The following is a 22351-nucleotide window of genomic DNA, read 5'->3' on the forward strand; positions in this document are numbered from 1 at the left end:
CGCTACCGTGAGCGTTGATGGCGAAGGCAACCACCCGGCTCACGAACGACGCGTTGGCGTTTCTCACCGAACGGCATTTGGCCATGTTGACGACGCTGCGCTCGGACAATTCCCCGCATGTGGTGGCGGTCGGATTCACCTTCGATCCGAAGACGCACATCGCGCGGGTGATCACCACCGGCGGCTCGCAGAAGGCGGTGAACGCGCAGGAGCGCGGTGTCGCGGTGCTCAGCCAGGTCGACGGAGCCCGCTGGCTGTCGCTGGAGGGCAAGGCGGTGGTCAACACCGAGACCGAGGCGGTTCGCGACGCCGAACTGCGGTATGCGCAGCGCTACCGCACACCGCGCGTCAACCCAAAGCGGGTGGTCATCGAGGTCCGCGTGGAGCGGGTGCTGGGGTCCTCCGACCTGCTCGACCGCGCCGAGGATTAGGGCCGCTTCCGGGCACGAGCCGAACTCAGGCAGGCACCACAATCAGGTCGTGCGGGCGATTGTTCACCGACAGCGCACCGTCGGCGGTGACCACCACGATGTCCTCGATGCGGGCGCCCCACTGGCCCGGGAAGTAAATACCGGGCTCGACGGAAAAGGCCATGCCCGGCTCCAACGGCAAGTTGTTGCCGGCGACGATGTAGGGCTCCTCGTGCACCGACAGCCCGATGCCGTGGCCGGTGCGGTGCACGAACGCGTCGGCCAACCCCTCCGCGGCCAGCACGTCGCGCGCGACGGCGTCCACCTGTTCGGCTGTCACCCCTGGCCGCACCGCCTCGACCGCGGCCTGCTGCGCGCGTTGCAGCACCGCGTAACGTCTCGCCACCTCGGGGTCGGGTTCGCCGATGCTGTAGGTGCGCGTCGAGTCGGAGTTGTATCCCGGCTCGTAGGGGCCGCCGATGTCGACGACGACGATGTCGCCGGTGCGCAATTCGCGGTCGGAGCACTCGTGGTGCGGGTCGGCGCCGTGCGGCCCGGAGCCGACGATGATGAAGGCCACCTCTGAATGTCCCTCGGCGACAATCGCTTCGGCGATATCCGCGGCGACGTCGGCTTCGGTCCTGCCGGGCACCAGGAACTCAGGAACGCGGGCGTGCACCCGGTCGATCGCCGCGCCGGCCTTACGGAGCGCGTCGATTTCGGCGGCGTCCTTGATCATCCGCAACCGGCGCAGCACGCCGGTGGCGAGCACCGGCACCACACCGAGCACTTCGGCCAGCGGCAGCAGGTGCAGCGCGGGCATGGCATCGGTGACAGCGGTCGCGACGGGCGCGCCCCCCAGCGCGTCGGCGACCACCGCGTACGGGTCGTCACCGTCGACCCAGTCGCGCACGGCCAGACCGAGTTCGGTGACCGCGGACTCCTTCAGCGACGCCAGTTCCAGCCGCGGCACGACGACCGTCGGTTCATCCTCGGCAGGCAACACCAGCGCGGTCAGCCGCTCGAAGGTCTGCGCTCGCGAACCCACCAGGTAGCGCAGGTCGTAGCCGGGGGTGATGACGAGCCCGGCCAGGCCCGCGTCGGCGGCAGCGGACGCGGCCGCGGTGAGCCGCTGCGCGTACACATCGGTGCTGAATCGACTGGCGGTCATGCCATGAAGGCTAATCGCGGGCCGAATAGCTGGCGACCTCGATGAGGTTGCCGTCGGGATCGCGGCAGTAATGCGACGTCATCGGGCCCTGCGCGCCGGTCTTTGGCACCGGCCCCGCGGTGATCGTCACTCCGCACGCCCGCAGGTGGGCTCCGATCTCGTCCGGGCTCAGGTCGGCGATGAAGCACAGATCCAGCGACCCGGGCGCGTCGACCGCGCCGGTCTCCCAGTCGGGCGCGCCCGTCGGCCGCACGTTGATCTTCTGGTTTCCGAAGGCAAGCGCAATCCGATTGTCGCCGAACACTTCTCGCCTCATGCCGAGCACCCGCACATACCAGTCGACGGTGGTGTCGACGTCGCGACAGTTGAGCACGACGTGGTCGATGCGATCAACACCGAAGGGCATCTGTTCTCCTCTGTCAGCCTGCGGCCCACTGTGCGGCCTGCTCGATCTCGTCGAGACCGAACAATGCGAGTTCCCCGGGGACCATCCAGGCGAACGCGTGTAGCGCATGCGCTACCCAATCCTTGTCGGAAACGACCGCGATTCGTTTGAACGCCGAATGGTGGTGAATCAATGCACCGAGACCCAACTTCAGGTCTTCGGCCAGCCCGCCAGGCCCGAAGCCTTCGTAGTCGGGAGCGATGACCTCGACGATCCTGATCTCACCGGTCTTCGCCAGGTCCTCCATCGTCGGCTTGAAGTCGCGCAGGTCGTCACCGCGTACTCGGCCTGACACGCGGATGCCGGTGACGCCCGCTGGCATGTCGGGCAACATCTCGATCATCCGTCCAGTGTGACCCGCTAGCCGAACTGTCCGGGTTGGTAGTCGCCTGCCGGCCGCTGAAGGATGACGTTGAGCCTGTTGAACGCGTTGATGACCGCGATCTGGGCGACCAGGGCCGCGAGCTGATCCTCGTCGTAGTGCTTTTCGGCGTTGGCCCAGGCGTCGTCCGAAACGACGCCGCCGTCGGCCAACCGAGTGCCTTGCTCGGTGAGCGCGAGCGCGGCACGCTCCGCCTCGCTGTACACCGTCGCCTCCCGCCAGGTGGCGACAAGGTTGAGCCGTACTGGCGTCTCACCCGCGGCCGCCGCGTCCTTGGTGTGCATATCGAGGCAGACCCCGCATCCGTTGATCTGGCTGGCGCGGATCTTCACCAATTCCTGGGTGGCGGCGGGCAGAGTGCCGGCGGTCGACCGGCCAGCCGAGGCCAGACATTTCACTGCTTTCATCGCGGTGTCGTTGCGCAAGACGTCCAGTCGAGGGTCCATGGTGATCTCCTTGGTTCGTTGTCGGTCACTGGTCCGACGAAATAGCCCTGCGGAATGTCAGGCCTCACACTTCCGACGGCTATTTCGTCGGATCGGTGACAGCACGCACCCGGGAAGGGGACATAGTGAGCGATCCGGACCTGAGCGCGGTCATGAGCGAGCGCCGTCAACTGCTCAACCTGACGTACCGGTTGCTCGGCTCGTTGGCAGATGCCGAGGACGTGGTGCAGGAGACCTACGCGCGGTGGTATGCGATGACGCCACAACAGCAGCAAGCCATCGAGTCGCCCGGCGCTTGGTTGACCACGGTCGCCAGCCGGATCTGCCTCGATCTGCTCGGCTCGGCGCGAGCCAAGCGGGAACGCTATGTGGGCGAGTGGATTCCGGAGCCGGTGCCGGCATCGACGGAATGGGCAGGCGCACCGGACCCGGCGGACCGGGTGACTCTCGACGAATCGATCAGCATGGCGTTTTTGGTGGTGCTGGAATCGATGACGCCTGCCGAGCGCGTCGCGTTCATCCTGCACGATGTGTTTCGCTATCCCTTCGGCGAAGTGGCCGAGATCGTCGGCCGGACACCGGCGGCCTGTCGGCAACTGGCCAGTTCCGCGAGGCACCGGATCGACGCCTCACAGTTGCGGCCGACGCCGGCCGCGCACCAGGCAGACATCGTCAAGAACTTCAAGCAGGCGTGGGAGGCCAAGGACATCGGTGCCCTTGTGGCGATCCTCGATCCTGACGCGACCGCGATCGCCGACAGCGGCGGCCTCGCCAAGGCGCACCTCGAACCCATCGAAGGCGGTGAGCTGATCGCGCACGCCTACCTTGACGTCATCGGCTGGGCCCCGAATCTAGAACTGTTGCAGCGCACGGTAAATGGTCAACCCGGGCTGGTGGCTCGACTGGACGGCATCGTGGTGACGGTGTACGCGTTCGACGTCGTCGACGGCCGGATCAAGCGCATCTGGGCGATGCGTAATCCCGAGAAGCTCCGCGCCTGGGCGGCGGATGGGTAACTCAGAGACGCCGCTGCAGCGTGCGCACCCGGCGGCGCAGCGCCGCGACGGGCCGCATCGCATATCGCCTCTCGATGGCGCGTGCGCCGGACCGGAAGAACCGGCGCACCGCGTCACTGACCGCCTTCTCGTCTCCGACGGTGACTGAGAAGTGGGCCGTCCAAATCACGGTGCATCGGTGTCGTCCGCCGGGGCGGATGCGGAACTCGCCGCGAAAATCGGCGATCGGCAGATTGGCCGAGGCTTCGTATCGGTAGATCCGTTGCGCGGGATCGCATTCGGTCAACCGCTCCTCGAACCGCACGCCGTCCTCGGTCTCGTAAATCCGCACCGCGCCGGGCTGTTCGCCTTCTCCGGACGCCGCGGTGACCATCGGATGCCAATCGGCGATGCTCTGGAACCGGCCGATTTGCCGCCACATCGAATCGGCGCTGCGATGGGCGTCGGCGAAGACTTGCACCTGTGGCATGCCTGACCGGATACCCGCGAACGCGCTGCGCAACCCCTGGCAGGATGACCGACATGTCCTTGTTGCTGCTCGACGGCGCCAGCATGTGGTTCCGCTCGTATTTCGGTGTGCCCTCATCGATCAAGGCGCCCGACGGACGGCCCGTCAACGCGGTACGCGGTTTTCTCGACGCGGTCGCGACGCTGATCACCCGGGAGCAACCGACGCGACTGGTGGTGTGCCGCGACGACGACTGGCGTCCGCAGTGGCGCGTCGACCTGATCCCGTCGTACAAGGCGCATCGTGTGCTCGAGGAGAACCCGGACGGACAACCCGACGTCGAAGAGGTCCCCGACGAGTTGACCCCGCAGGTGGACATGATCATGGAGATCCTGGACGCCTTCGGCATTCCGACCGCGGGCGCCCCACAGTGCGAAGCCGACGACGTCCTCGGCACGCTGGCCTACCGCGAGCGCCGCGACCCGGTCGTGGTGGTCAGCGGTGACCGCGACCTGATGCAACTGGTGTGCGACGACCCGGTCGCGGTCCGGGTCCTCTACCTGGGCCGCGGACTGGCGAAGGCCACCAAGTTCGGGCCCACGGAAGTCGCCGAAACCTACGGTGTGCCGGTCGACCGTGCCGGACCCGCATACGCCGAACTGGCGTTGCTGCGCGGGGATCCGTCGGACGGCCTGCCCGGCGTGCCCGGCATCGGAGAAAAGACCGCGGCGACGCTGTTGGCGCAGCACGGCTCGCTGGAAGCGATCCTGGCTGCGGCGCAGGACCCGAAGTCGAAGATGTCCAAGGCGTACCGGAACAAGTTGCTGGCCGCCACCGACTACATCGAGGCGGCGGGGCCTGTCGTGCGGGTGGCCGCCGACGCCGACGTCAACTTCTCCACGAAGTCCGACAAGCTGCCGCTGGCGGCCGAGCATCCGCGCAAGGTCGTCGAACTCGCCGAACAGTACGGAGTGACGTCGTCGATCGGTCGCCTCCAGAAGGCGCTCGACGCGCTGCCGGGATAGCCGCTACTTGGGCCTGCCCACCTCGTAGGTGCCCTTGTCGTCCTGGAACGTCACGGTGACCTGCCGCTTGGTGCCGTCGATGCTGACCTCGCAGTTGAAGGTCTCACCCTTCTTCACCGTGGGGTTCTGGCCGTCGTTGCACTTGACGTCCTTGACGTTCTTCGCGCCGTAGCCGTTGGCCTCGTCGGTCAGGATTTGCTGCACCCCGGTCTGCGCGGCGTTGATGTCCAGCTTGTTGGTCCAGAACCAGCCCGGCGTGACGAATCCCAGCACCGCCACCGCCGCGATCACCACGAGGACAAGCGCCCCGACGACGCCGAGGATGACGCGCATCGAGCGCTTGGAGCTTTCTTCCGCACCCGGCGCGCTGTACTGCGGGAACTGCCCGTACTGACCGGGCTGTTGGCCATATTGGTCGGGCTGCTGCCCGTAGGGCTGGCCGGGCTGGGGGGCGTACGGCTGACCCGGTTGGGGGGCGTATTGGCCGGGCTGACCGTACTGACCCGGGTAGGTCGGCGGCGGGTACGCCCCTGGCTGGGCGTACTGCTCACCCGACGGGTACTGCTGCGGCGGCTGATAGGCCGGCGCGCCCGGCTGCTGGTACTGCGGATACTGCTGCTGTTGCGGATCGTAAGCCGGCGGAGGCTGCCAGGACGGCACCGCGGTGGTCGGTTGTTCGGCCCCTGGAGTCGGCGGCTGCCACGGCTGATTCCCCGACGGGTCGCTTGACGTCTGATCCTGCCCGGACTCCGGTTGCTGACCGGGCCACGGCTGCGTCGGATCAGATCCTTGCGGTCCGCTCATGTCTCTCCTTGCTCATGGGTCGCACTGCTGGCGAACACACTACCCGGCATCAACAGCCACGACGCCGCGTCGAATGTCGTTGATAGCGCGTTTCGCGGTCGTTCGCAGCGCCGGTGTCGGTGCGGCGTTGCGGACCTGGTCGAGCAGGTCGAGCACCTGACGGCACCACCGCACGAAATCGCCCGCCGACAACGGTGTCCCGGTGCCTGAGGCATCGGAGGCGGCGAGCGCGGTGGTCAGGTCGCCGGTGGTGGCCCACCGGTAGATCGCGGTGACGAAACCCTCTTCGGGCTCACGGCTTTGAGCGATCCGGTGCCGCTGCTCGTCGGCGCGCAACTCGCTCCACAGCCGACGGGTCTGGTTCAGCGCGCGGCGCACCTTGCCGGTCGGCACTTGAATTCCGTCGGGGGCGCCCGGCGCGTCGCCGCGCGATTCGAAGAGCACCGATGACACCACGGCCGCGAGTTCGGCGGGCTCCAGCCCATCCCAGGTGCCGCTGCGCAGGCATTCGGCCACCAATAGGTCGCTCTCGCTGTAGATCCTGGCCAACAACCGGCCGTCGTCGGTCACCTTGGGGTCGGCGCCTTTGCTGTCGATGAACCCGCGCTCGGTCAGCAGCACCACAATGCGGTCGAAGGTGCGGGCCAGCGAATTCGTGGCGGCCGCGATCTTCTGCCGCAGCTGTTCGTTGTCGCGTTCAATCCTCAAGTAGCGTTCGGCCAACCGGGCCTTGGCTTCCCGTTCGGGTAGGTGGTGGGCGGGATGACGGCGCATCTGTTCACGGAGCCCCGCGAGTTCGGGGTCGACGTCGCGTTCCTTCGGCGGTCCGGCGCGGTGGCGGTTGCCCGAGGGCACGTCGAGTCCCGTCGACGCCGAACGCAGCGCCGACGCGAGGTCGCGGCGCATCCGCGGGTTGCGGTGTTCGACCCGTTTGGGCAGCGGCATCGAGCCCAGCGGTTCCGAGGCACCCGAGTAGTCGGCCGACGAAATGCGCCCGGCCCAACGGTGTTCGGTGAGCACCAGTGGACGCGGATCGTCGCTGTCGCGGTCGGCTTCCAGTACGACCGCCAGGCCGCCGCGGCGGCCGTGGGTGATGGTGATGATGTCCCCGCGGCGCAGTGCGGCCAGCGCATCGTTGGCGGCCCGGCGCCGTTGCACACGCGACGCCCGGGACTGCGCCCGTTCGCGTTCCGAGATCTGCTGTCGCAGCCGCACATACTCCAAGATCGGCGCGTCACGGCCGCCTACTTCGCCTGCTATTTCATCCAGTAACCGTTCACCGCGCTCGACGGCACGCACCAACCCGACCACCGAGCGGTCGGCCTGGTACTGCGCGAAGGAGCTTTCCAGCAGTTTGTGCGCCTGCGTGGGCCCCATCTGGTTCACCAGATTGATGGTCATGTTGTAGGTCGGCGCGAACGAACTGCGCAGCGGGAAGGTACGCGTCGACGCCAGGCCCGCGACCTCGGCCGGGTCGACGTCGGGATGCCACAACACCACCGCGTGCCCTTCGACGTCGATGCCGCGTCGTCCCGCCCGGCCCGTCAACTGGGTGTATTCCCCCGGCGTCAACGGCATGTGCTGCTCACCGTTGAACTTGACCAGCCGTTCGAGCACCACCGTGCGGGCCGGCATGTTGATACCCAAAGCCAGTGTCTCCGTGGCGAAGACGGCCTTCACCAAGCCCGCGGTGAACAGTTCCTCGACGGTGTGGCGGAAGGTCGGCAGCATTCCCGCGTGGTGGGCGGCGAGCCCGCGCAACAGTCCCTCGCGCCATTCGTGATAGTCGAGGACGACGAGGTCAGCGTCGTTGAGGTCGGCGGTGCGCCGGTCGATGATCTCGGCGATGCGGGCTCGCTCCTCGTCGGAGGTGAGCCGCAGCGGCGAGCGCAGGCATTGCTTGACGGCGGCATCGCAACCGGCCCGGGAGAACACGAAAGTGATTGCAGGCAAAAGGCCTTCGCGGTCGAGCGCGCTGATCACGTCGGGTCTGCCCGGTGGCCGGTAGATGCTGGGCCGGGAGCGGCCACGGCCGCGGGGCTGCCAGTCGGCCAGTCGGTCCGCTTCCCGCCGATTCGCGATGTGGCGCAGCAGTTCCGGGTCGACCAGCAGTTCGCGACCGGACTTGGCGGCCTTCGAGTGGCGGTAGTCGAATAGGTCGAACAGTCGCTTGCCGACCAGGACGTGCTGCCACAACGGGACCGGGCGGTGTTCGTCGACGACGACGGTGGTGTCCCCACGCACGGTCTGGATCCAGCCGCCGAACTCCTCGGCGTTGCTGACCGTCGCGGACAGACTGACCAGTCGCACCTCCTCGGGCAGGTGCAGGATCACTTCCTCCCACACCGCGCCGCGCATGCGGTCGGCCAGGAAGTGCACCTCGTCCATCACCACGTGTGAAAGACCGCGCAGCGCAGGCGAATCCGCGTACAGCATATTGCGGAGCACTTCGGTGGTCATCACGACGACGTCGGCGTCGCCGTTGATCGACTGGTCGCCGGTGAGCAGGCCGATCCGCTCCGGACCGTATCTGGCCACCAGATCGTTGTGCTTCTGGTTGCTCAACGCCTTGATCGGCGTGGTGTAGAAGCACTTTCGGCCGGCGGCCAACGCCAGGTGCACGGCGAACTCGCCGACGACGGTCTTACCCGCACCAGTGGGTGCGCACACCAGCACACCGTGGCCGTTCTCCAGCGCTCGGCAGGAGCGCTGCTGAAAGTCGTCCAGCGCGAACGGCAACTGCGCGGAGAAACTGGCGAGTTGGTCGCTAGGTGGCGTCGTCATCGATCACGACCCGGGACGGAGCGGGCACGGCGCTGGGCGCCTCGATCGGTTCGACACTGCCGATCGGCGCAGCGAGTTCGTCGGGGACGTCCGCGGCCGCCGCGCGGCGGGCCTTGCGCCGGTCGTGGATGCGGGCCAGCTGGATGGACACCTCCAGCAGCAGAGACAGCGCCAGCGCCAACGCCAGCATCGAGAACGGGTCGGACCCGGGCGTCGCGAACGCGGCGAAAATGAAGAGGCCGAAGATCAGTCCGCGTCGCCACGCCTTCAGCCGGTCGTAGGTCAGGATGCCGACGAGGTTGAGCATGATGATCAGCAGCGGGAATTCGAAGCTGATGCCGAATACCAGCAGCAGGTTGATCAGAAAACCGAAGTACTGCTCACCGTTCAGCGCGGTGACCTGGACGTCGCTGCCGACGGTCAACAGGAAGTGCAACGCCTTCGACAGCACGACGTAGGCGAGCACGGCGCCGGTGACGAACAGCACCGCCCCGACGGCGACGAACGCGCTGGCGAACCGGCGTTCCTTTTTGTACAGACCGGGCGTGATGAATGCCCACAGCTGATACAGCCAGACCGGGCAGGCCAGGATGACGCCCGCGGTCAACGCCACCTTCAGCCGCAGCATGAACTGGTCGAACGGCGCCGTGGCCAACAGGCGGCATTCGCCGTCGGGTGCGATGGCGGCGCGCGCGGACGGCGGCAGTGAACAGTACGGCCCGCGCAGCCATTCGCCGAGGCTGTGGAACCCGAAGAAAGTGTGGCTGTACCAGAAGAACCCGACGATCGTCGTCAGCAGGACGGCGGCCACCGCGATCAGCAGGCGGGTCCGCAGTTCGGTGAGGTGCTCGACCAACGACATAGTGCCGTCGGGATTCACGCGCGACCGACGTCGACGCGGATCGAGTTTCTTGAAGATTCCGGGGGTTTGCACGGGCTATCTACGCCGCGTCACGAAGCGGCCATTGGGGTGGGCGACGGTCAGGCCGGGCGTTGGTCCGACCGCTGCTCGGCCTGCGGGGCCGGCGGTGGCGTGTCGACGCGCTCCGAGGAGATGGGCGTCGGGGCCGGAGCCGCTTGGCCGGCGACATTGGGCGCCGGCGTTGAGGCATCCGGCTTGGAGTCCGACTGCATCTCTTTGATCTCGGATTTGAAGATCCGCATCGACTTGCCGAGCGAACGCGCTGCGTCCGGCAGCTTCTTGGCGCCGAAGAGCAGCACGAATACGGCGATGACGATTACCCAGTGCCAGGGCTGTAAACCGCCCATTTTTGTTACCTCCAGACGTCTGGACCGAGTCTACCTGCCGGTGCTGTCCGCACCGACCTCGTAGGCGTGCAGCGCGGCGGTCGCCGAGTCGCGGACCCGCTGAGCCAGCGATTCGGGCTCCAGGACGCGGACCGCGGAGCCGAAGCCCAGCACGAACCGTGCCATCCACTCCTCGGAGGCGTAGGTCATGGCGGCCTCGCAGGCGCCGTCGGCCAGCTCCCGGATGTCCCGCAGCGGGTAGTAGTCGAACATCCACGACGCGGACCGGTCGATCAGCAGGGTGGCCGACGGCAGCGACGGGTCGGCGTCGAACAGCGAGGTGTCCGGCCCGGCCTGCACCGCGGGCGGCGGCGGGGCGGACGGCTCGTCGAGCACGTGCGCGTCGACGATGCGGTCGAAGCGGAACAGCCGCACGCCCTCGGCCGAGCGGCACCAGGCCTCCAGATAGCTGTGGTCGGCGACCAGTACGACGCGGATCGGGTCGACGACGCGACTGGTGAGGACATCGTGGGAGGCCGAGTAGTACTCGATGGACAGGGCGCGGCCGTTGCGCACGGCGGCACGGACCGCGGCGGCGGCCTCGCTTTCGGCAGGCGCGGGCGCGTCGACGGCGGCTTCGGCACCCTGACCGACTGTGCCCGCGGCGGATTCGATCTTGGCGATCGCGCTGCGCGCGGCCTCGGGGTCGACCATGCCTGGCACGTCGAGCAGCGCCCGCAGCGCGACCAGGATGCCGGTGGCCTCCGGCGACGTCAGCCGCAGCGGGTGGTCGATACCGGCGGTGAACGTGACTTCGATTGTGTCGCCGGAGAATTCGAAGTCAATGAGGTCACCGGGGCCGTAGCCGGGCAGCCCGCACATCCACAGCTGGTTGAGGTCGTCGCGCAGTTGTTTGACGCTGACACCGAGGTCGGTGGCGGCCTCGGCGTAGGTGATCTTCGGATTGGCCTGGAAGTACGGCACCATGTTGAGCAGCCGGACCAGCCGGGTGGACACGGCGGTCATGCGGGCACCTCGCCCGCTTGGGCGCGCAGGCGCGCGAGGACGTCGTCGCGCAGGGCCTGCGGTTCGAGGACGACGGCATCGGGGCCGTAGCTGGCGATTTCGCGGGCGAGGCGGTCCATCATGCCGATTTCGACGGTGATCTCCTCACCTGCGCGGCCACCGAGGGTGCGCGGTCCGACGACGGATGCGTGACGGCGCAGGGCGGTGGCGCGGCCGTCGGCGACCCACACCCGGGCTTCACCGGTGCTCGGCCACTCTCCGACAGCGCGGTCGACGATCTCGCGCAGGTTGACGCCTTCGGGCGGTCGCACCGCGCCGGTCGGGCCGATCGGGGTGACGTCGGCGCCGATGCGGGACAGCCGGAAGGTGCGGGTGGCGTTGCGGTCGCGGTCGTGACCGACCAGATACCAGCGCCCCTTGTCGGTGACGACGCCCCACGGTTCGACGGTGCGAACGGTGTAGGGGTCGCTGCGCGATGGCCGGTGCGGGAATTGGACGGCTTGGCCAGAGTCGATGGCGGACAACAGGATTCCCAACACGTCTTCGGAGCCGCGCAGTCCGGGCAGCATGCCGGTGGAGGAGATCGCGATGGCGGAGTCGGTGGCGTCGACGTCGACGCCTGCGGCGCGCAACTTGAGCAGTGCGCCCTGGGTGGCGGTGATCAACTCGGGCGATTCCCAGAGTTGGGTGGCTACGGCGACGGCGGCGGCCTCGTCGGCGGTCAGTTCGACGGCGGGCAACGCGTAGGCGTCGCGGTTGATGCGGTAGCCCTCGGTGGGGTCGAACTGCGACACCCGTCCGGTTTCGAGCGGGATGCCGAGGTCGCGCAGTTCGTTCTTGTCGCGCTCGAACATCCGGGAGAAGGCTTCGTCGCTGGCGCTGTCGGCGTATCCGGAGACGGTTTCGCGGATCCGATCGGCGGTGATGTAGGTGCGGGTGGAGAGCAGCGCGATGACGAGGTTCATCAACCGCTCGACTTTGGAAATACCCACTCGTGACAGCTTAGGGCTTCCTGTCGCCGTCACTTCGCTGCGGCACCTGCCAGCGCGTCGGAGATGAGCACGCTCAGGTGCTGCCAGTAGACCCAGTCGGCGATGGCGCCGCGTTGAGCGGCGGCGTCGGCGGCGGTGTGCGCGCGGTACAGGGCTTGTTCCTGGGCGTGGTCGGCGTAGTTGACGAAGGCTTCCAGATGCGCGACCCCGCGTTCGGGGTTGGTGCTCATCATCGGCTTCATCACTTCGAACCACAGCTTGCTGGTCTCATCCGGCGGCGGGTTGGTGTCCGACGGCGGGGGCGGCAGCAGTTCGGACAGTCCGCCGGCGCTGACGCCGGCCAGCCGAGCGGCGGCTTCAGGTGCGATGACCGCTAATCTGTTGCGGCCCTGCATCTTTCCACTTTCGGGGATGTCGTCGGATTGCAGGGTGATCTTGGGGGCGCCGGGGTCGAAGTTCTTGAACTGGTCCTCGGTCGCGACGACAGCACGCAGTCGCAGGTTGTGGTGTTGCGCCCAGCCCTGGACGGCGAGGATCGGATAGGTGGCCCACTTCGCGCGTTCGCCGAGCGGGATGGCTTCGTCGGCGCTGGCCATGCGAACTTGGTCGGGCAGGTTGACGCCGTCGGGGATGTAGGCGATGCCGTAGCTGTTGGCGACGACGATCTGACCGTCCTGGGTCAAAGCGGTCACCCAGAAGAAGCCGAAGTCGATGTTGGGTTCGGCGTTGAGGGCGGCGCCGATGCGGCGGGCGACCTGAAGGGGGTCGTTGCCGCTGGCGGATTGGCGGCGCAATGCTCCGGCGGTCGCGGCGGAGGCGATGGCGTCGCGTTCGGCGCGAGCGGCCGAAACCGGTACTGGCGCAGGCGCTCCCACGGGCGTCTCTTATACACCTCTGATGCTGCCGACGATCTTACGCGTGGAGATCACGTGGGTCTGTCTGTCGATCGAATATGCGTCGACATATTCACTAACTCCATTGGCGCGTCGGGAATCGGGGCTGGGCCGGGAGGCGGGGTGGGGATGGACGGTTGGGCGGCCATCGGCGGGGGCGGATTAGTTACGGGTGCGGTTTGGGGCTGGAAGGTGTTGGGTTGACCGGCTCCGGCTTTGGCGGTGTCTACGCCTGGTGCTTGCGCGCCGCCCTGGCCGGCCGAGGCCGCGTGGACGGGTGCACCGCCCGTTGCACCGGACGTCGTCGACAACGGCGAGCTTGGACTGCTGATACCGGGAGCGCCGGAAGAGGATCCTCCGCCACTTCCGCCGCCGAGGCTTGGGGCTGCGGGAGCGGGACCGGTTGGTGCGGATGCCACTGTCGGAGGTTGCGCGGGAGCGGGCTGCACGACGGGAGCCTGTCCCTTCACAACGGGGTCGGGCCTAACTGCCTGCGGCGCCGCCGCTTGCGGCGGCGCTTGAACCGGAACAGCATCCGACGGCTTCTCTATCCAAGCAGGTCTCGACCCGCCTGGCGGCGTCTGGGGAGGAAGTGTCTGAACGGAAACTGGATCTGTTGGCTTCACTATCCAGTCGGGCCGTGTCAAGTCGGATGGCGCGTCAGTTGTCGCTTTGCCATCTTCTGGGCCTGGCTGCATCGGGTCGGGTTTACCCGGATCCCTTCTTGGCGAGGTAGGTATCGAAGGCTTGCCGCCCAAGCCGACTGCCAGAGCGTCGATCGTGGAGACGTTTTCACCGTACTTACGTTGAATGACTGAGCGAATAGCACCGTCAGGATTCTGGTTTGTCTTGGCGGCGGCCTTTTCGATCGATTGAATCTCATGTTGGCCCACTGCGACATTCGACGCGACCGTGTCCTTAGCGCTAGTGATATGCGTGGCAGCATCATTGCACCAGGCGATGGCATCCCGAAGCTGCTGCTGATGAGCCTGCAATGTCTTAGTGGCGCCGTCGACTGCTGCGCTCGCTGCCTTTGAGGCGTCGCCCGACCAGACATGTGGGCCGTTGAAAATAGAAGCCTGCTGGCTCTGCCACGAGTCTAGGGCTGCTGTCACTGACGACAGAACGCCCCCGAGTTCCTGCGCGCGCTTAGAGTAGGCATCCTCGTCGACTTCGGGCCAGGCGCCGGGTCCCGTCATCTCACTGGCATGTGGACCTGTCGGTTTAGCTTTGCCCATTTTCAACCACCACTAGCTTTGCATGCCCAATTCACGGCCTGAGCAAGATACGTAGCGACGTTAGAAAGGTAATTATCGGAAGATGTGTATGTAGGAATAGCCTTCGCAAATCCGCGTTGATATTGAGCCAACAGAACGGCAATATCTTCGAATATGGCATTCTGACTCCGGCGACCCAGTTGCTCGAGCGTGTCGGCATCTGACATTAATTCGGGCACAACCGCATCGTTAACCGCTCTCTGTTCAGGCGTCCAATTGGCGGCTGGAATAGAGGGATCTATAGCGCGCCACTCGGCTGTGCTCTTGCTGAAGCTATCCATCTCGACGCCCCACTCGGCGCACACGCCATTCGGAGAGGTTAGAAAACGCTTAGGTTCTGCCGATTTGTCCAAGTGCGAAAGGGTACTGGGCGGCTCAGCGCTCGCGATCAGTGGCGCTACGGTTGGCGCAGAACGGTAATTTATTGCCGAGCAAATTGCAGACAGTGCGGACGTTAAGGAATCAGTCACAACGGCTAAGTTATCGTCCTGTGGACTGTAATTAGGAACCGAATTAGCGAACCCCTTTCCGTATGCAATAAATTGCTGATAGAGTTCGCGCATAACCCTATGTGGCGTGAGCTTAGTCAGATTCACTGTCTGATCGCCGGCTGATGTCATCGCATTCGCGACATCCTCATACATGGAACGCTGGTCGGTTGTCCACGCACTTGCGGGAATCGCCGAATCCCTCTTGCTCCAATTGGCCGCCTTCGTTGCAGCCGAATATTCCTGCGAGACACGGCCCCACGCGTCACACGTCGGATCCTCCGTGATAATCCCAACGGGCCCTTTGTCATTCGCGCTCGCAAACTCAGAGCCATTGCCATTAGTCGGCGTCGGCGATTCACCACCGCCGGAGTTCTTGCCGACCACCAACACCGTCACGGCCACCGTCACCGCGATGACCGCAAGCAACGCGATACCGCCAAAGATCCACTTACCCTTGCCACCTCGGCTCGGCGGCGGTCCCGGCGGAGGCCCCCACGGTTGCTGTGGGCCCCACTGCGGGGCCCCACCTGGCTGACCCGGAGGCGGTCCCCACTGCGGCGGCCCTCCCGTCGGCGGTTGCGAACCCCACTGGTTCGGCGGCGGGGGCACACTCATCGGCGCACCTTCGCGTCATGAATTCTCATGTCACAGAACGCTTTCCGGCCCTGACGTCGCCGGCCGCGTCGGCGCCGGCTTATGCGGTTGCGGCGCAGCCTCCGGCGACGGCGCAGGCTCCGGCTCGGTGGGCGCCCGTTCCGCCGTACCCGGGCCCGCGGCGCCATCGGACGGCGCCTTCTGCTCTGCCGGCCTCCCCTCCGGCTCCGCGCGCTTGGCCTCCTCCGGCGAGCCTTCGCCCGGCTCATTCGGATCCGTATTCTCCCCTGCGCCCTCGGCCAATTGGCCGGCTTGCTGCATCGCGCTCTGCACGCCCTGCATGATCCCTTGCGGTATCGACGCCGCCATGCTCGCCAACTGCATCGGTATTTGCGCCGCCTGCTGCGCCATCTGCATCGGCATGCCCATCATCTGGCCAAGCTGACCCGCCTGCTGCGCGGCACCCGTCGCACCCGCAGCCGGAGTCTCGCCCGCCATCCCTGCCGCACCCGTGGCGCCGGCACCACCGCCACCAGTTCCGCCCGCGCCGCCAGCGCCGGCAGCTTCCGCGCCCTCGAGTTCAGCCAGCGCCTTCATCACCTGATCCGCCAGGTGTTGGTCGACGCCTTCGTATTTCGCGGCCGCCTGAATGATGTTCTGCGCCGTGCGCAGCGCATCCGCTTTCGTCACCGGTAAGCCCGCGATCAATGGCGCCTCGAGCGCCTGTGTGCGCGCATTGAGAATGGTCGACAACGCATCCGCACCCGTCGCCGCGAAAGGCTGCGGCGGCTCCGGAATCTCCCCGGCCGCATTCAGTAGCCCTTGACCACCCGTGGCCAGCGGTGTGGTGTCGACCCTGAGCTCTCCTGGCATCAGACCAGTCCCCCTGCCAAGTCAGGTCTGATAGCTGCCGGTCGCGGATCGAAACTCAACAAAACCGGCTCGCCTCCGCCAACACCCGCACACGTGAAGACCTCAGAAGTCGCTACGACCCCATTCAGCAACCGCGCTCCAGGATTCATCGGGCGCTCGGCATTCGCGTCGCGCAGCCTTCTGAAAGTCACTCAACCACCTTCAGAAACACCCGAACAGCACCAATTCGCAACAGTTGCGATTCCGGCGCGCGCATTCGACATTCCCTCCAGCAGTCATGCAGCAAAAATGCTACCGGAGCCGCGACCTTCCCCACCGCGCCAATTTGTCCCGCTGGGACGGTCTACATCGAGGCGATCAGCCGCTTGACCCGCTCATCGACAGACCGGAACGGGTCCTTGCACAGCACCGTCCGCTGCGCCTGATCGTTCAGCTTCAGGTGCACCCAGTCCACGGTGAAGTCGCGACCCGCCTCCTGCGCGGCGCTGATGAACTCGCCACGCAGCTTGGCCCGCGTCGTCTGCGGCGGCGTGTTCACCGCGGCCTCGATCTCCTCGTCGGTGGTCACCCGCGACGCCAAGCCTTTGCGCTGCAGCAGGTCGAACACCCCGCGGCCACGCTTGATGTCGTGGTAGGCCAGGTCCAACTGGCTGATCTTGGGGTCGGACAGCTCCATGTTGTAGCGGTCCTGGTAGCGCTGGAACAGCTTGCGCTTGATCACCCAGTCGATCTCCGTGTCGACCTTCGCGAAGTCCTGACTCTCCACCGCGTCGAGCTGCCGACCCCACAGGTCGACCACCTGCTCGATCTGCGAGTTCGGCTCCCGGGTCTGCAGGTACTCCACCGCGCGCTGGTAGTACTCGCGCTGGATGTCCAGCGCGCTGGCCTGCCGCCCGCCCGCCAGCCGCACCGGCCGCCTGCCGGTCAGGTCGTGGCTGACCTCGCGAATCGCCCGGATCGGGTTGTCCAGCGAGAAGTCGCGGAACGGCACCCCGGCCTCGATCATCTCCAGCACCAGCGACGCCGTGCCGACCTTCAGCATCGTTGTCGACTCGCACATGTTGGAGTCGCCCACGATGACATGCAGCCGCCGGTACTTCTCGGCGTCGGCATGCGGCTCGTCGCGGGTGTTGATGATCGGCCGCGACCGCGTGGTCGCCGACGAAACACCTTCCCAGATGTGCTCGGCGCGCTGCGACAGGCAGAACGTCGCCGCCTTCGGCGTCTGCAGCACCTTGCCCGCACCGCAGATCAGCTGCCGGGTCACCAGGAACGGCAGTAGCACGTCGGAGATCCGGGAGAACTCCCCCGCCCGCACGATCAGATAGTTCTCGTGGCACCCGTACGAGTTGCCCGCCGAGTCGGTGTTGTTCTTGAACAGGTAAATGTCGCCGCCGATGCCTTCATCGGCCAGCCGCTGCTCCGCGTCGATCAACAGGTCCTCGAGCACGCGCTCTCCGGCGCGGTCGTGGGTGACCAACTGGGTGAGGTTGTCGCATTCGGCGGTGGCGTACTCGGGGTGGCTGCCCACATCGAGATACAACCGCGCACCGTTGCGTAAGAACACGTTCGAACTGCGGCCCCACGACACGACCCGCCGGAATAGGTAGCGGGCAACCTCGTCGGGACTTAGCCGACGATGGCCGTGGAACGTGCAGGTGACACCGAACTCTGTCTCGATGCCCATGATTCGTCGCTGCACCTCATCGAGACTACTTGCTGCTGGCCGACCTCGGCGGGCAAGCCGCGCCGAAGGTTCCAGTTGACACTGACGAGAGCGTCCGTCAACCCAAGCCGACGCCGCCGCGAGCAGACGCAGAATGCGCCGACACGCCGACGAAATGGCGCACTTTGCGTCTGCTCGGCGGGTGACACCAGCCCTGTGGATAACGCCACCGCCGCCGCGGCGAAATCTGCCAGCATGAGGCATGGGGGAAATCGTCGAAGTCGATCTGACTCGGCTGCGGGCCGTCGCCAACCGGGTCATGGAGTCCGCCGAGAAGATCGCTCAAATGCGTTGGCCAACACTGAATCCCGACGATCTGCAAGGCTCGGCCGTCGGCAACATCGCCGCGCCCGTTCTGGTGGCCGCCCGGCTCACCGACGTCGTCGCGAACATGCGCGGGTGGGCGGTCGCGGCCCACATGTCGGCCGACGCGTTCGAGCGCGCCGACCGCAGCAACGGCGAACGCCTGCAGTGACCCGGCCGACCGTCTCGCAAGCCCATGCCTGGCAGCCGGATTCGCTTCGCCGACTCGCCGACGGCTGGGACCAGGCCGCCCGCTGGGTGACGGAAACCGTCGACACCGCCATCAGTGACATCCGTCGCGGCCACGACACCTGGACGGGCGCCGCCGCCGACGCCGCACGCAACCATGCGAGCGCCATCACCACCGCCGCCGACGCCGCGGTCCGCTGCCTCGTCCTCGCCGCGGTCGCCGCGCGCGACGGCGCCGACCAGATCGCGGCCGGGCAGGCCGCGCTGCAGTCGCTGGTCGCCGACGCGCAGTCCAGCGGATTCGACGTCGCCGACGACGGAACCGTGTCGATCCGCGCCGGCCCCCCACCACTCCTCGTCGCGCTCTCCGGCGGCGACCCCGCCGTCGCACACGAATTGCTCGACGCGCGCGCCGACGCGCTGACGCAGCAGATCACCGACGCGTTGGATCGACTGGCCGCTGCCGATAGGGACGCCGCCGCCGATATCGACGAGGCGTTCGCACCCGCCACCGCGTCGCCGGTGAAGTCCCCCGACCTGGTCGCCGGTTGGCCCGCGATGAGCCAGGACCGGATCGGCGCGCAGATCGCCGCCATGACGCCCGCCCAGCGACAGCAGTTGATCGCCGAGTTCCCGCGCCAGGTCGGCAACACCGACGGCGTCCCCTGGCCGATGCGTGTCGCCGCCAACCGGACCAACATCGCCCAGGCCATCGTCGACGGCTTCGACGGTCCCTCCCCGCAGCAGCCGCTCTACCGCAGCCTGCTCGGCGAGATCGACGACCCGGCCGGAACCGGTCGCCGCATCGACCGCCAGATCCTCGCCTTCGACCCGGCACGCGCATCGCTGGTCGAACTCAACGGGGACCTATCGACCGCCAAGAGCGTCGCCGTGTTGGTGCCCGGCCTGAACACCACGGTCGAGGCATCGGCGGCCAACACCCGCACCGCGCGACGCTTCGTCTCGGCAACGCGCGGCGACGTCGCCGCCATCACCTATCTGGGCGGCCCCTTCCCCCGCGGCAATCCGGTGACCGGCCCTATCGCGGCCGCCGACCCGCGGTACGCACTCAACATGGCGCCGCGGCTCGTCGCGTTCAGCGAAGACGTCGACCGCACCGTCGACGCGACCGGGCGGTCCATCCCGGTCACCTACATCGGGCACTCCTACGGCGGGTCGATCGTCGGCACCGCCGAAGCGCTGGGCATGACGGGCGACCGGGTGCTCTACGTCGCGGCCGCAGGCGCAGGCGTCGGTGTCGACGACCCTGGCGACTGGCACAACCGCAACCCCGACGTGCTGAGATTCTCGATGACCGCGCCCGGCGACATCATCGAGGCCGTACAGGGCATCCCCGGCGGCCCACACGGCGCCGACCCCGACGAGATGCGCGGTGTAATCCGTTTAACGACAGGACATTACGACGACGGCAGGCTGATGGCAGGCCCACAGGCGCACAGCGACGTGCTGAACTGGCCCTCCGACGCCTGGCGCAACATCCTCGCCGTCATCACCGGCGATTCGGAAACCCTGCACCAATCCGGCTGACATATGGCCAGAATGGGCCAATGTGGTCGCGCAGCTCGCCCGTCGACGGGTTCCGATTGGCCTTCGACCGCTTCGGCACACCGGGCTCGCCTCCCGTGGTGCTGCTGCACGGGTGGCCGGGCAACCGGCATGACTACCGCAAGGTCATCCCGATCCTCGGCGATATCGCCGACGTCATCGTTCCCGACCTACGCGGCTTCGGGGGCTCCGACAAACACGAAGTCGCGGTCCGACATTTCTACAGCGCCACCGCCCAAGCCAGCAGCGTCATCGGATTGATCAAGGAACTCGATCTGTCGAACGTGGTCATCGCCGGCTATGACGTCGGCAGCCGCGTCGCCCAGAGCATCGCCAGAATGCATCCGGACCTGGTGTCGGCTCTCGTGCTGTCTCCCCCGCTGCCCGGCGCGGGCGAACGGGTACTCACCGCCCACGCGCAGGGCGAATTCTGGTATCAGGCATTCCACCAACTCCCGCTCGCCGCAGAACTGATCGACGGCAATCCCGACGCCGTCCGAGAGTACTTGCGGCACTTCTGGACTCATTGGTCTGGGCCGAATTTTTCGCTGTCCGAAGACGATCTGGACCGGTTGGTCGCCGACTACGCTCTGCCGGGCGCGTTCACCGCGTCGATCGCCTGGTACCGCGCAGGTGCAGGAACCGTCGCCCAGTCACTGGTCGAGCTGCGACCCGACGCCGCCATCAAGATCCACGTCCAAACCGATGTGCTGTGGCCGCAACATGATCCGCTGTTCCCGCCGGAGTGGGCGGACCAACTCGAGCACTACTTCACCAACGTCCGCCTTCACATCGCCGACGGCGCCGGGCATTTCACCCCGCTCGAATGCCCCGAGCAGTTCGCCGAGTTGATCCTCGTTCAGCAGCCGACGTAGTTCACCGACACGTTGACCGCGAGCCCGCCGGTCGACGTCTCCTTGTACTTCGAGCTCATGTCGCGGCCGGTGGCACGCATGGTCTCGATCACCTCGTCGAGGCTGACCCGATGCTCACCGTCGCCGCGCAACGCCATCCGCGCCGCGTTGATCGCCTTGCCCGCCGAGATCGCATTGCGTTCGATACAGGGGATCTGCACCAGCCCCGCAATCGGATCGCACGTCAGGCCCAGGCTGTGCTCCATCGCGATCTCGGCGGCGTTCTCCACCTGTTCCGGTGTGCCACCGAGGATTTCAGCCAGCCCGGCGGCCGCCATCGACGACGCGGAACCCACCTCGCCCTGACAGCCGACCTCCGCACCGGAGATGGACGCCCGCTCCTTGTACAGCGACCCGATGGCGCCCGCGGCAAGCAAGAACCGCACCGCGACGTCGTCGGGGTCAGCCACGCCCGCCTCGGTGTAATGCACCGCATAGTGCAGCACCGCTGGGATGATGCCCGCCGCGCCGTTCGTCGGTGCCGTCACGATCCGTCCGCCGGATGCGTTCTCCTCGTTGACGGCCAACGCCACCAGGTTGACCCAGTCCTCGGCGAAGCGCGGATCACGGTGCGGGTCTTCCTGACTGAGACGCTCGTACCACTGACCCGCCCGCCGGCGCACCTGCAGCGCACCGGGCAGCAGTCCGGTGCGCGCGATCCCGCGTTGCTCGCATTCCACCATCACGTCGCGCAGATGCAGCAGCCCCGCGCGCACCTCCTCGGCACTGCGCGTGCGGCGTTCGTGAGCGAGCATCACCTCGCTGATCGACCGGCCCGATGCCATCGCGAGCAGTTCGGCCGCCGACGAGAACGACGTATCCCCGGATTCGACGTCGGCATCTGCGAGCACCTCACCTTCGGCGACGACGAATCCCCCACCGACGGAGAAGTAGGTCCGGCGATGCAGCGTGCTGTCGTCGGCCGCGTACGCCGTCACCGTCATACCGTTCGGATGGAAGTCCAGCACCGTCCTGGTGTAGAGCGCGATGTCGTCCTCGGACAACGCAATCGGGGTCCGCCCGCCCAGCATGATCTTGCCGGTATTGCGCAGCCGCTCCCGGCCGGCCTCCATCTCCTCGGTCTCGACGGTTTCCGGCCGATACCCCTCGAGGCCGAGCAGCACCGCAGGCAATGTGCCGTGGCCCCGGCCGGTCGCCGCCAGCGATCCGTACAACTCGACACGGACGTCGGCCACCCGCGGCAAGGTTCCAGCAGCCTTGAGGTCGGCGACGAAGTTCGCGGCCGCCCGCATCGGCCCGACGGTGTGCGAACTCGACGGACCGATGCCCACCTTGAACAACTCGAAGACGCTGATCGTCACTGAAAC

22 protein-coding genes are annotated in these 22351 nt (G+C 66.9%); 6 read left to right on the forward strand and 16 right to left on the reverse strand.

The features are described 5' to 3' along the window. Window positions 1-17 precede the first annotated feature (17 nt). Window positions 18-431, forward strand: coding sequence for a F420-dependent biliverdin reductase (locus C1A30_RS04835; RefSeq protein ID WP_101947099.1), 414 nt, complete (start codon window positions 18-20; stop codon window positions 429-431). Window positions 432-456: 25 nt separating this feature from the next. On the opposite strand, the gene C1A30_RS04840 is transcribed toward C1A30_RS04835, so the two are convergent. From C1A30_RS04840 to C1A30_RS04855, 4 genes are read right to left on the reverse strand one after another with little or no spacing between them, the layout of a single operon-like run. Further along, window positions 457-1581: a Xaa-Pro peptidase family protein gene (locus tag C1A30_RS04840; RefSeq protein ID WP_101947100.1), complete on the reverse strand. Its 1125-nt coding sequence runs from the start codon at window positions 1579-1581 to the stop codon at window positions 457-459. 10 nt (window positions 1582-1591) lie between these two features. Next, entirely contained in the window at window positions 1592-1987 is a 396-nt protein-coding gene (locus C1A30_RS04845; protein ID WP_101947101.1) for a VOC family protein, read from the reverse strand. A gap of 13 nt (window positions 1988-2000) precedes the next feature. Next, window positions 2001-2369, reverse strand: a complete 369-nt coding sequence (locus C1A30_RS04850) for an STAS/SEC14 domain-containing protein (RefSeq protein WP_101947102.1) — start codon at window positions 2367-2369, stop codon at window positions 2001-2003. Window positions 2370-2386: 17 nt separating this feature from the next. Beyond that, the gene (locus C1A30_RS04855; protein ID WP_101947103.1) at window positions 2387-2854 is read right to left on the reverse strand and encodes a carboxymuconolactone decarboxylase family protein; all 468 of its coding nucleotides are present in this window, start codon (window positions 2852-2854) and stop codon (window positions 2387-2389) included. A gap of 125 nt (window positions 2855-2979) precedes the next feature. Between C1A30_RS04855 and sigJ the strand changes: the two genes are divergently transcribed. Beyond that, window positions 2980-3870: an RNA polymerase sigma factor SigJ gene (gene sigJ, locus C1A30_RS04860; protein ID WP_200828160.1), complete on the forward strand. Its 891-nt coding sequence runs from the start codon at window positions 2980-2982 to the stop codon at window positions 3868-3870. A 1-nt stretch (window position 3871) separates the two neighbouring features. Here the strand turns inward: sigJ and C1A30_RS04865 are convergent, their stop codons facing one another. Then, on the reverse strand, window positions 3872-4339 hold the full coding sequence (locus C1A30_RS04865) for an SRPBCC family protein (protein WP_160112693.1): 468 nt from the start codon (window positions 4337-4339) through the stop codon (window positions 3872-3874). A 53-nt stretch (window positions 4340-4392) separates the two neighbouring features. Here C1A30_RS04865 and C1A30_RS04870 point away from each other — a divergent pair, with 53 nt between their 5' ends. After that, the gene (locus C1A30_RS04870) at window positions 4393-5343 is read left to right on the forward strand and encodes a 5'-3' exonuclease (RefSeq protein ID WP_101947644.1); all 951 of its coding nucleotides are present in this window, start codon (window positions 4393-4395) and stop codon (window positions 5341-5343) included. A 3-nt stretch (window positions 5344-5346) separates the two neighbouring features. Here the strand turns inward: C1A30_RS04870 and C1A30_RS04875 are convergent, their stop codons facing one another. The 10 genes from C1A30_RS04875 to pafA form a co-directional block, all read right to left on the reverse strand. Next, a complete protein-coding gene (locus C1A30_RS04875; protein ID WP_101947104.1) occupies window positions 5347-6147 on the reverse strand; it encodes a DUF4333 domain-containing protein in 801 nt (266 codons plus the stop codon). Window positions 6148-6186: 39 nt separating this feature from the next. Beyond that, window positions 6187-8931 carry an RNA helicase gene (locus tag C1A30_RS04880; RefSeq protein WP_101947105.1) on the reverse strand — a complete coding sequence of 915 codons (2745 nt, stop codon included), beginning with the start codon at window positions 8929-8931 and terminating at the stop codon, window positions 6187-6189. Continuing rightward, the gene (gene tatC, locus C1A30_RS04885; protein WP_101947106.1) at window positions 8915-9865 is read right to left on the reverse strand and encodes a twin-arginine translocase subunit TatC; all 951 of its coding nucleotides are present in this window, start codon (window positions 9863-9865) and stop codon (window positions 8915-8917) included. Before tatC ends, C1A30_RS04880 begins: the two co-directional genes overlap by 17 nt. A 47-nt stretch (window positions 9866-9912) precedes the next feature. Further along, window positions 9913-10200, reverse strand: a complete 288-nt coding sequence (tatA, locus tag C1A30_RS04890; RefSeq protein ID WP_101947107.1) for a Sec-independent protein translocase subunit TatA — start codon at window positions 10198-10200, stop codon at window positions 9913-9915. Window positions 10201-10230: 30 nt separating this feature from the next. Continuing rightward, the gene (locus tag C1A30_RS04895) at window positions 10231-11205 is read right to left on the reverse strand and encodes a YafY family protein (RefSeq protein ID WP_101947108.1); all 975 of its coding nucleotides are present in this window, start codon (window positions 11203-11205) and stop codon (window positions 10231-10233) included. Further along, window positions 11202-12170 (reverse strand): helix-turn-helix transcriptional regulator, encoded by a 969-nt coding sequence (locus C1A30_RS04900; protein ID WP_369974105.1) that lies wholly within the window; start codon window positions 12168-12170, stop codon window positions 11202-11204. The genes C1A30_RS04895 and C1A30_RS04900 overlap by 4 nt, the downstream gene beginning before the upstream one ends. A 56-nt stretch (window positions 12171-12226) precedes the next feature. Further along, window positions 12227-13072: a secretion protein EccK gene (locus C1A30_RS35335; RefSeq protein ID WP_142392549.1), complete on the reverse strand. Its 846-nt coding sequence runs from the start codon at window positions 13070-13072 to the stop codon at window positions 12227-12229. Between the two features lie 1258 nt (window positions 13073-14330). Further along, window positions 14331-15266: a hypothetical protein gene (locus C1A30_RS04910; protein ID WP_235009651.1), complete on the reverse strand. Its 936-nt coding sequence runs from the start codon at window positions 15264-15266 to the stop codon at window positions 14331-14333. Window positions 15267-15503: 237 nt separating this feature from the next. Then, complete coding sequence (locus C1A30_RS04915) at window positions 15504-16325, reverse strand: hypothetical protein (RefSeq protein ID WP_235009652.1); 822 nt, start codon at window positions 16323-16325, stop codon at window positions 15504-15506. A gap of 343 nt (window positions 16326-16668) precedes the next feature. Continuing rightward, the gene (gene pafA, locus C1A30_RS04920; protein WP_101947112.1) at window positions 16669-18027 is read right to left on the reverse strand and encodes a Pup--protein ligase; all 1359 of its coding nucleotides are present in this window, start codon (window positions 18025-18027) and stop codon (window positions 16669-16671) included. A gap of 226 nt (window positions 18028-18253) precedes the next feature. Here pafA and C1A30_RS04925 point away from each other — a divergent pair, with 226 nt between their 5' ends. The 3 genes from C1A30_RS04925 to C1A30_RS04935 are packed head-to-tail and all read left to right on the forward strand — an operon-like array spanning window position 18254 to window position 20984. Beyond that, complete coding sequence (locus C1A30_RS04925; RefSeq protein WP_101947113.1) at window positions 18254-18526, forward strand: hypothetical protein; 273 nt, start codon at window positions 18254-18256, stop codon at window positions 18524-18526. Beyond that, entirely contained in the window at window positions 18523-20091 is a 1569-nt protein-coding gene (locus tag C1A30_RS04930) for an alpha/beta hydrolase (RefSeq protein ID WP_101947114.1), read from the forward strand. Before C1A30_RS04925 ends, C1A30_RS04930 begins: the two co-directional genes overlap by 4 nt. Window positions 20092-20111: 20 nt before the next feature. After that, entirely contained in the window at window positions 20112-20984 is an 873-nt protein-coding gene (locus tag C1A30_RS04935) for an alpha/beta fold hydrolase (RefSeq protein ID WP_101947115.1), read from the forward strand. On the opposite strand, the gene C1A30_RS04940 is transcribed toward C1A30_RS04935, so the two are convergent. Continuing rightward, window positions 20969-22345: an L-serine ammonia-lyase gene (locus C1A30_RS04940; RefSeq protein WP_101947116.1), complete on the reverse strand. Its 1377-nt coding sequence runs from the start codon at window positions 22343-22345 to the stop codon at window positions 20969-20971. The genes C1A30_RS04935 and C1A30_RS04940 overlap by 16 nt on opposite strands. Window positions 22346-22351 lie beyond the last annotated feature (6 nt).

The organism is Mycobacterium sp. 3519A (genome assembly GCF_900240945.1).
Taxonomy (GTDB): Bacteria; Actinomycetota; Actinomycetes; order Mycobacteriales; family Mycobacteriaceae; genus Mycobacterium.

Coding starts and splice junctions, on each gene's coding strand:
- C1A30_RS04845 (WP_101947101.1), bottom strand. CDS start 1,987: ATGCCCTTCGGTGTTGATCGCATCGACCACGTCGTGCTCAACTGTCGC.
- C1A30_RS04835 (WP_101947099.1), top strand. CDS start 18: ATGGCGAAGGCAACCACCCGGCTCACGAACGACGCGTTGGCGTTTCTC.
- C1A30_RS04850 (WP_101947102.1), bottom strand. CDS start 2,369: ATGATCGAGATGTTGCCCGACATGCCAGCGGGCGTCACCGGCATCCGC.
- C1A30_RS04865 (WP_160112693.1), bottom strand. CDS start 4,339: ATGCCACAGGTGCAAGTCTTCGCCGACGCCCATCGCAGCGCCGATTCG.
- C1A30_RS04880 (WP_101947105.1), bottom strand. CDS start 8,931: ATGACGACGCCACCTAGCGACCAACTCGCCAGTTTCTCCGCGCAGTTG.
- C1A30_RS04855 (WP_101947103.1), bottom strand. CDS start 2,854: ATGGACCCTCGACTGGACGTCTTGCGCAACGACACCGCGATGAAAGCA.
- C1A30_RS04935 (WP_101947115.1), top strand. CDS start 20,112: ATGTGGTCGCGCAGCTCGCCCGTCGACGGGTTCCGATTGGCCTTCGAC.
- C1A30_RS04900 (WP_369974105.1), bottom strand. CDS start 12,170: ATGAACCTCGTCATCGCGCTGCTCTCCACCCGCACCTACATCACCGCC.
- C1A30_RS04895 (WP_101947108.1), bottom strand. CDS start 11,205: ATGACCGCCGTGTCCACCCGGCTGGTCCGGCTGCTCAACATGGTGCCG.
- C1A30_RS04870 (WP_101947644.1), top strand. CDS start 4,393: ATGTCCTTGTTGCTGCTCGACGGCGCCAGCATGTGGTTCCGCTCGTAT.
- C1A30_RS04875 (WP_101947104.1), bottom strand. CDS start 6,147: ATGAGCGGACCGCAAGGATCTGATCCGACGCAGCCGTGGCCCGGTCAG.
- C1A30_RS04840 (WP_101947100.1), bottom strand. CDS start 1,581: ATGACCGCCAGTCGATTCAGCACCGATGTGTACGCGCAGCGGCTCACC.
- C1A30_RS04925 (WP_101947113.1), top strand. CDS start 18,254: ATGGGGGAAATCGTCGAAGTCGATCTGACTCGGCTGCGGGCCGTCGCC.
- C1A30_RS04915 (WP_235009652.1), bottom strand. CDS start 16,325: ATGCCAGGAGAGCTCAGGGTCGACACCACACCGCTGGCCACGGGTGGT.
- tatA (WP_101947107.1), bottom strand. CDS start 10,200: ATGGGCGGTTTACAGCCCTGGCACTGGGTAATCGTCATCGCCGTATTC.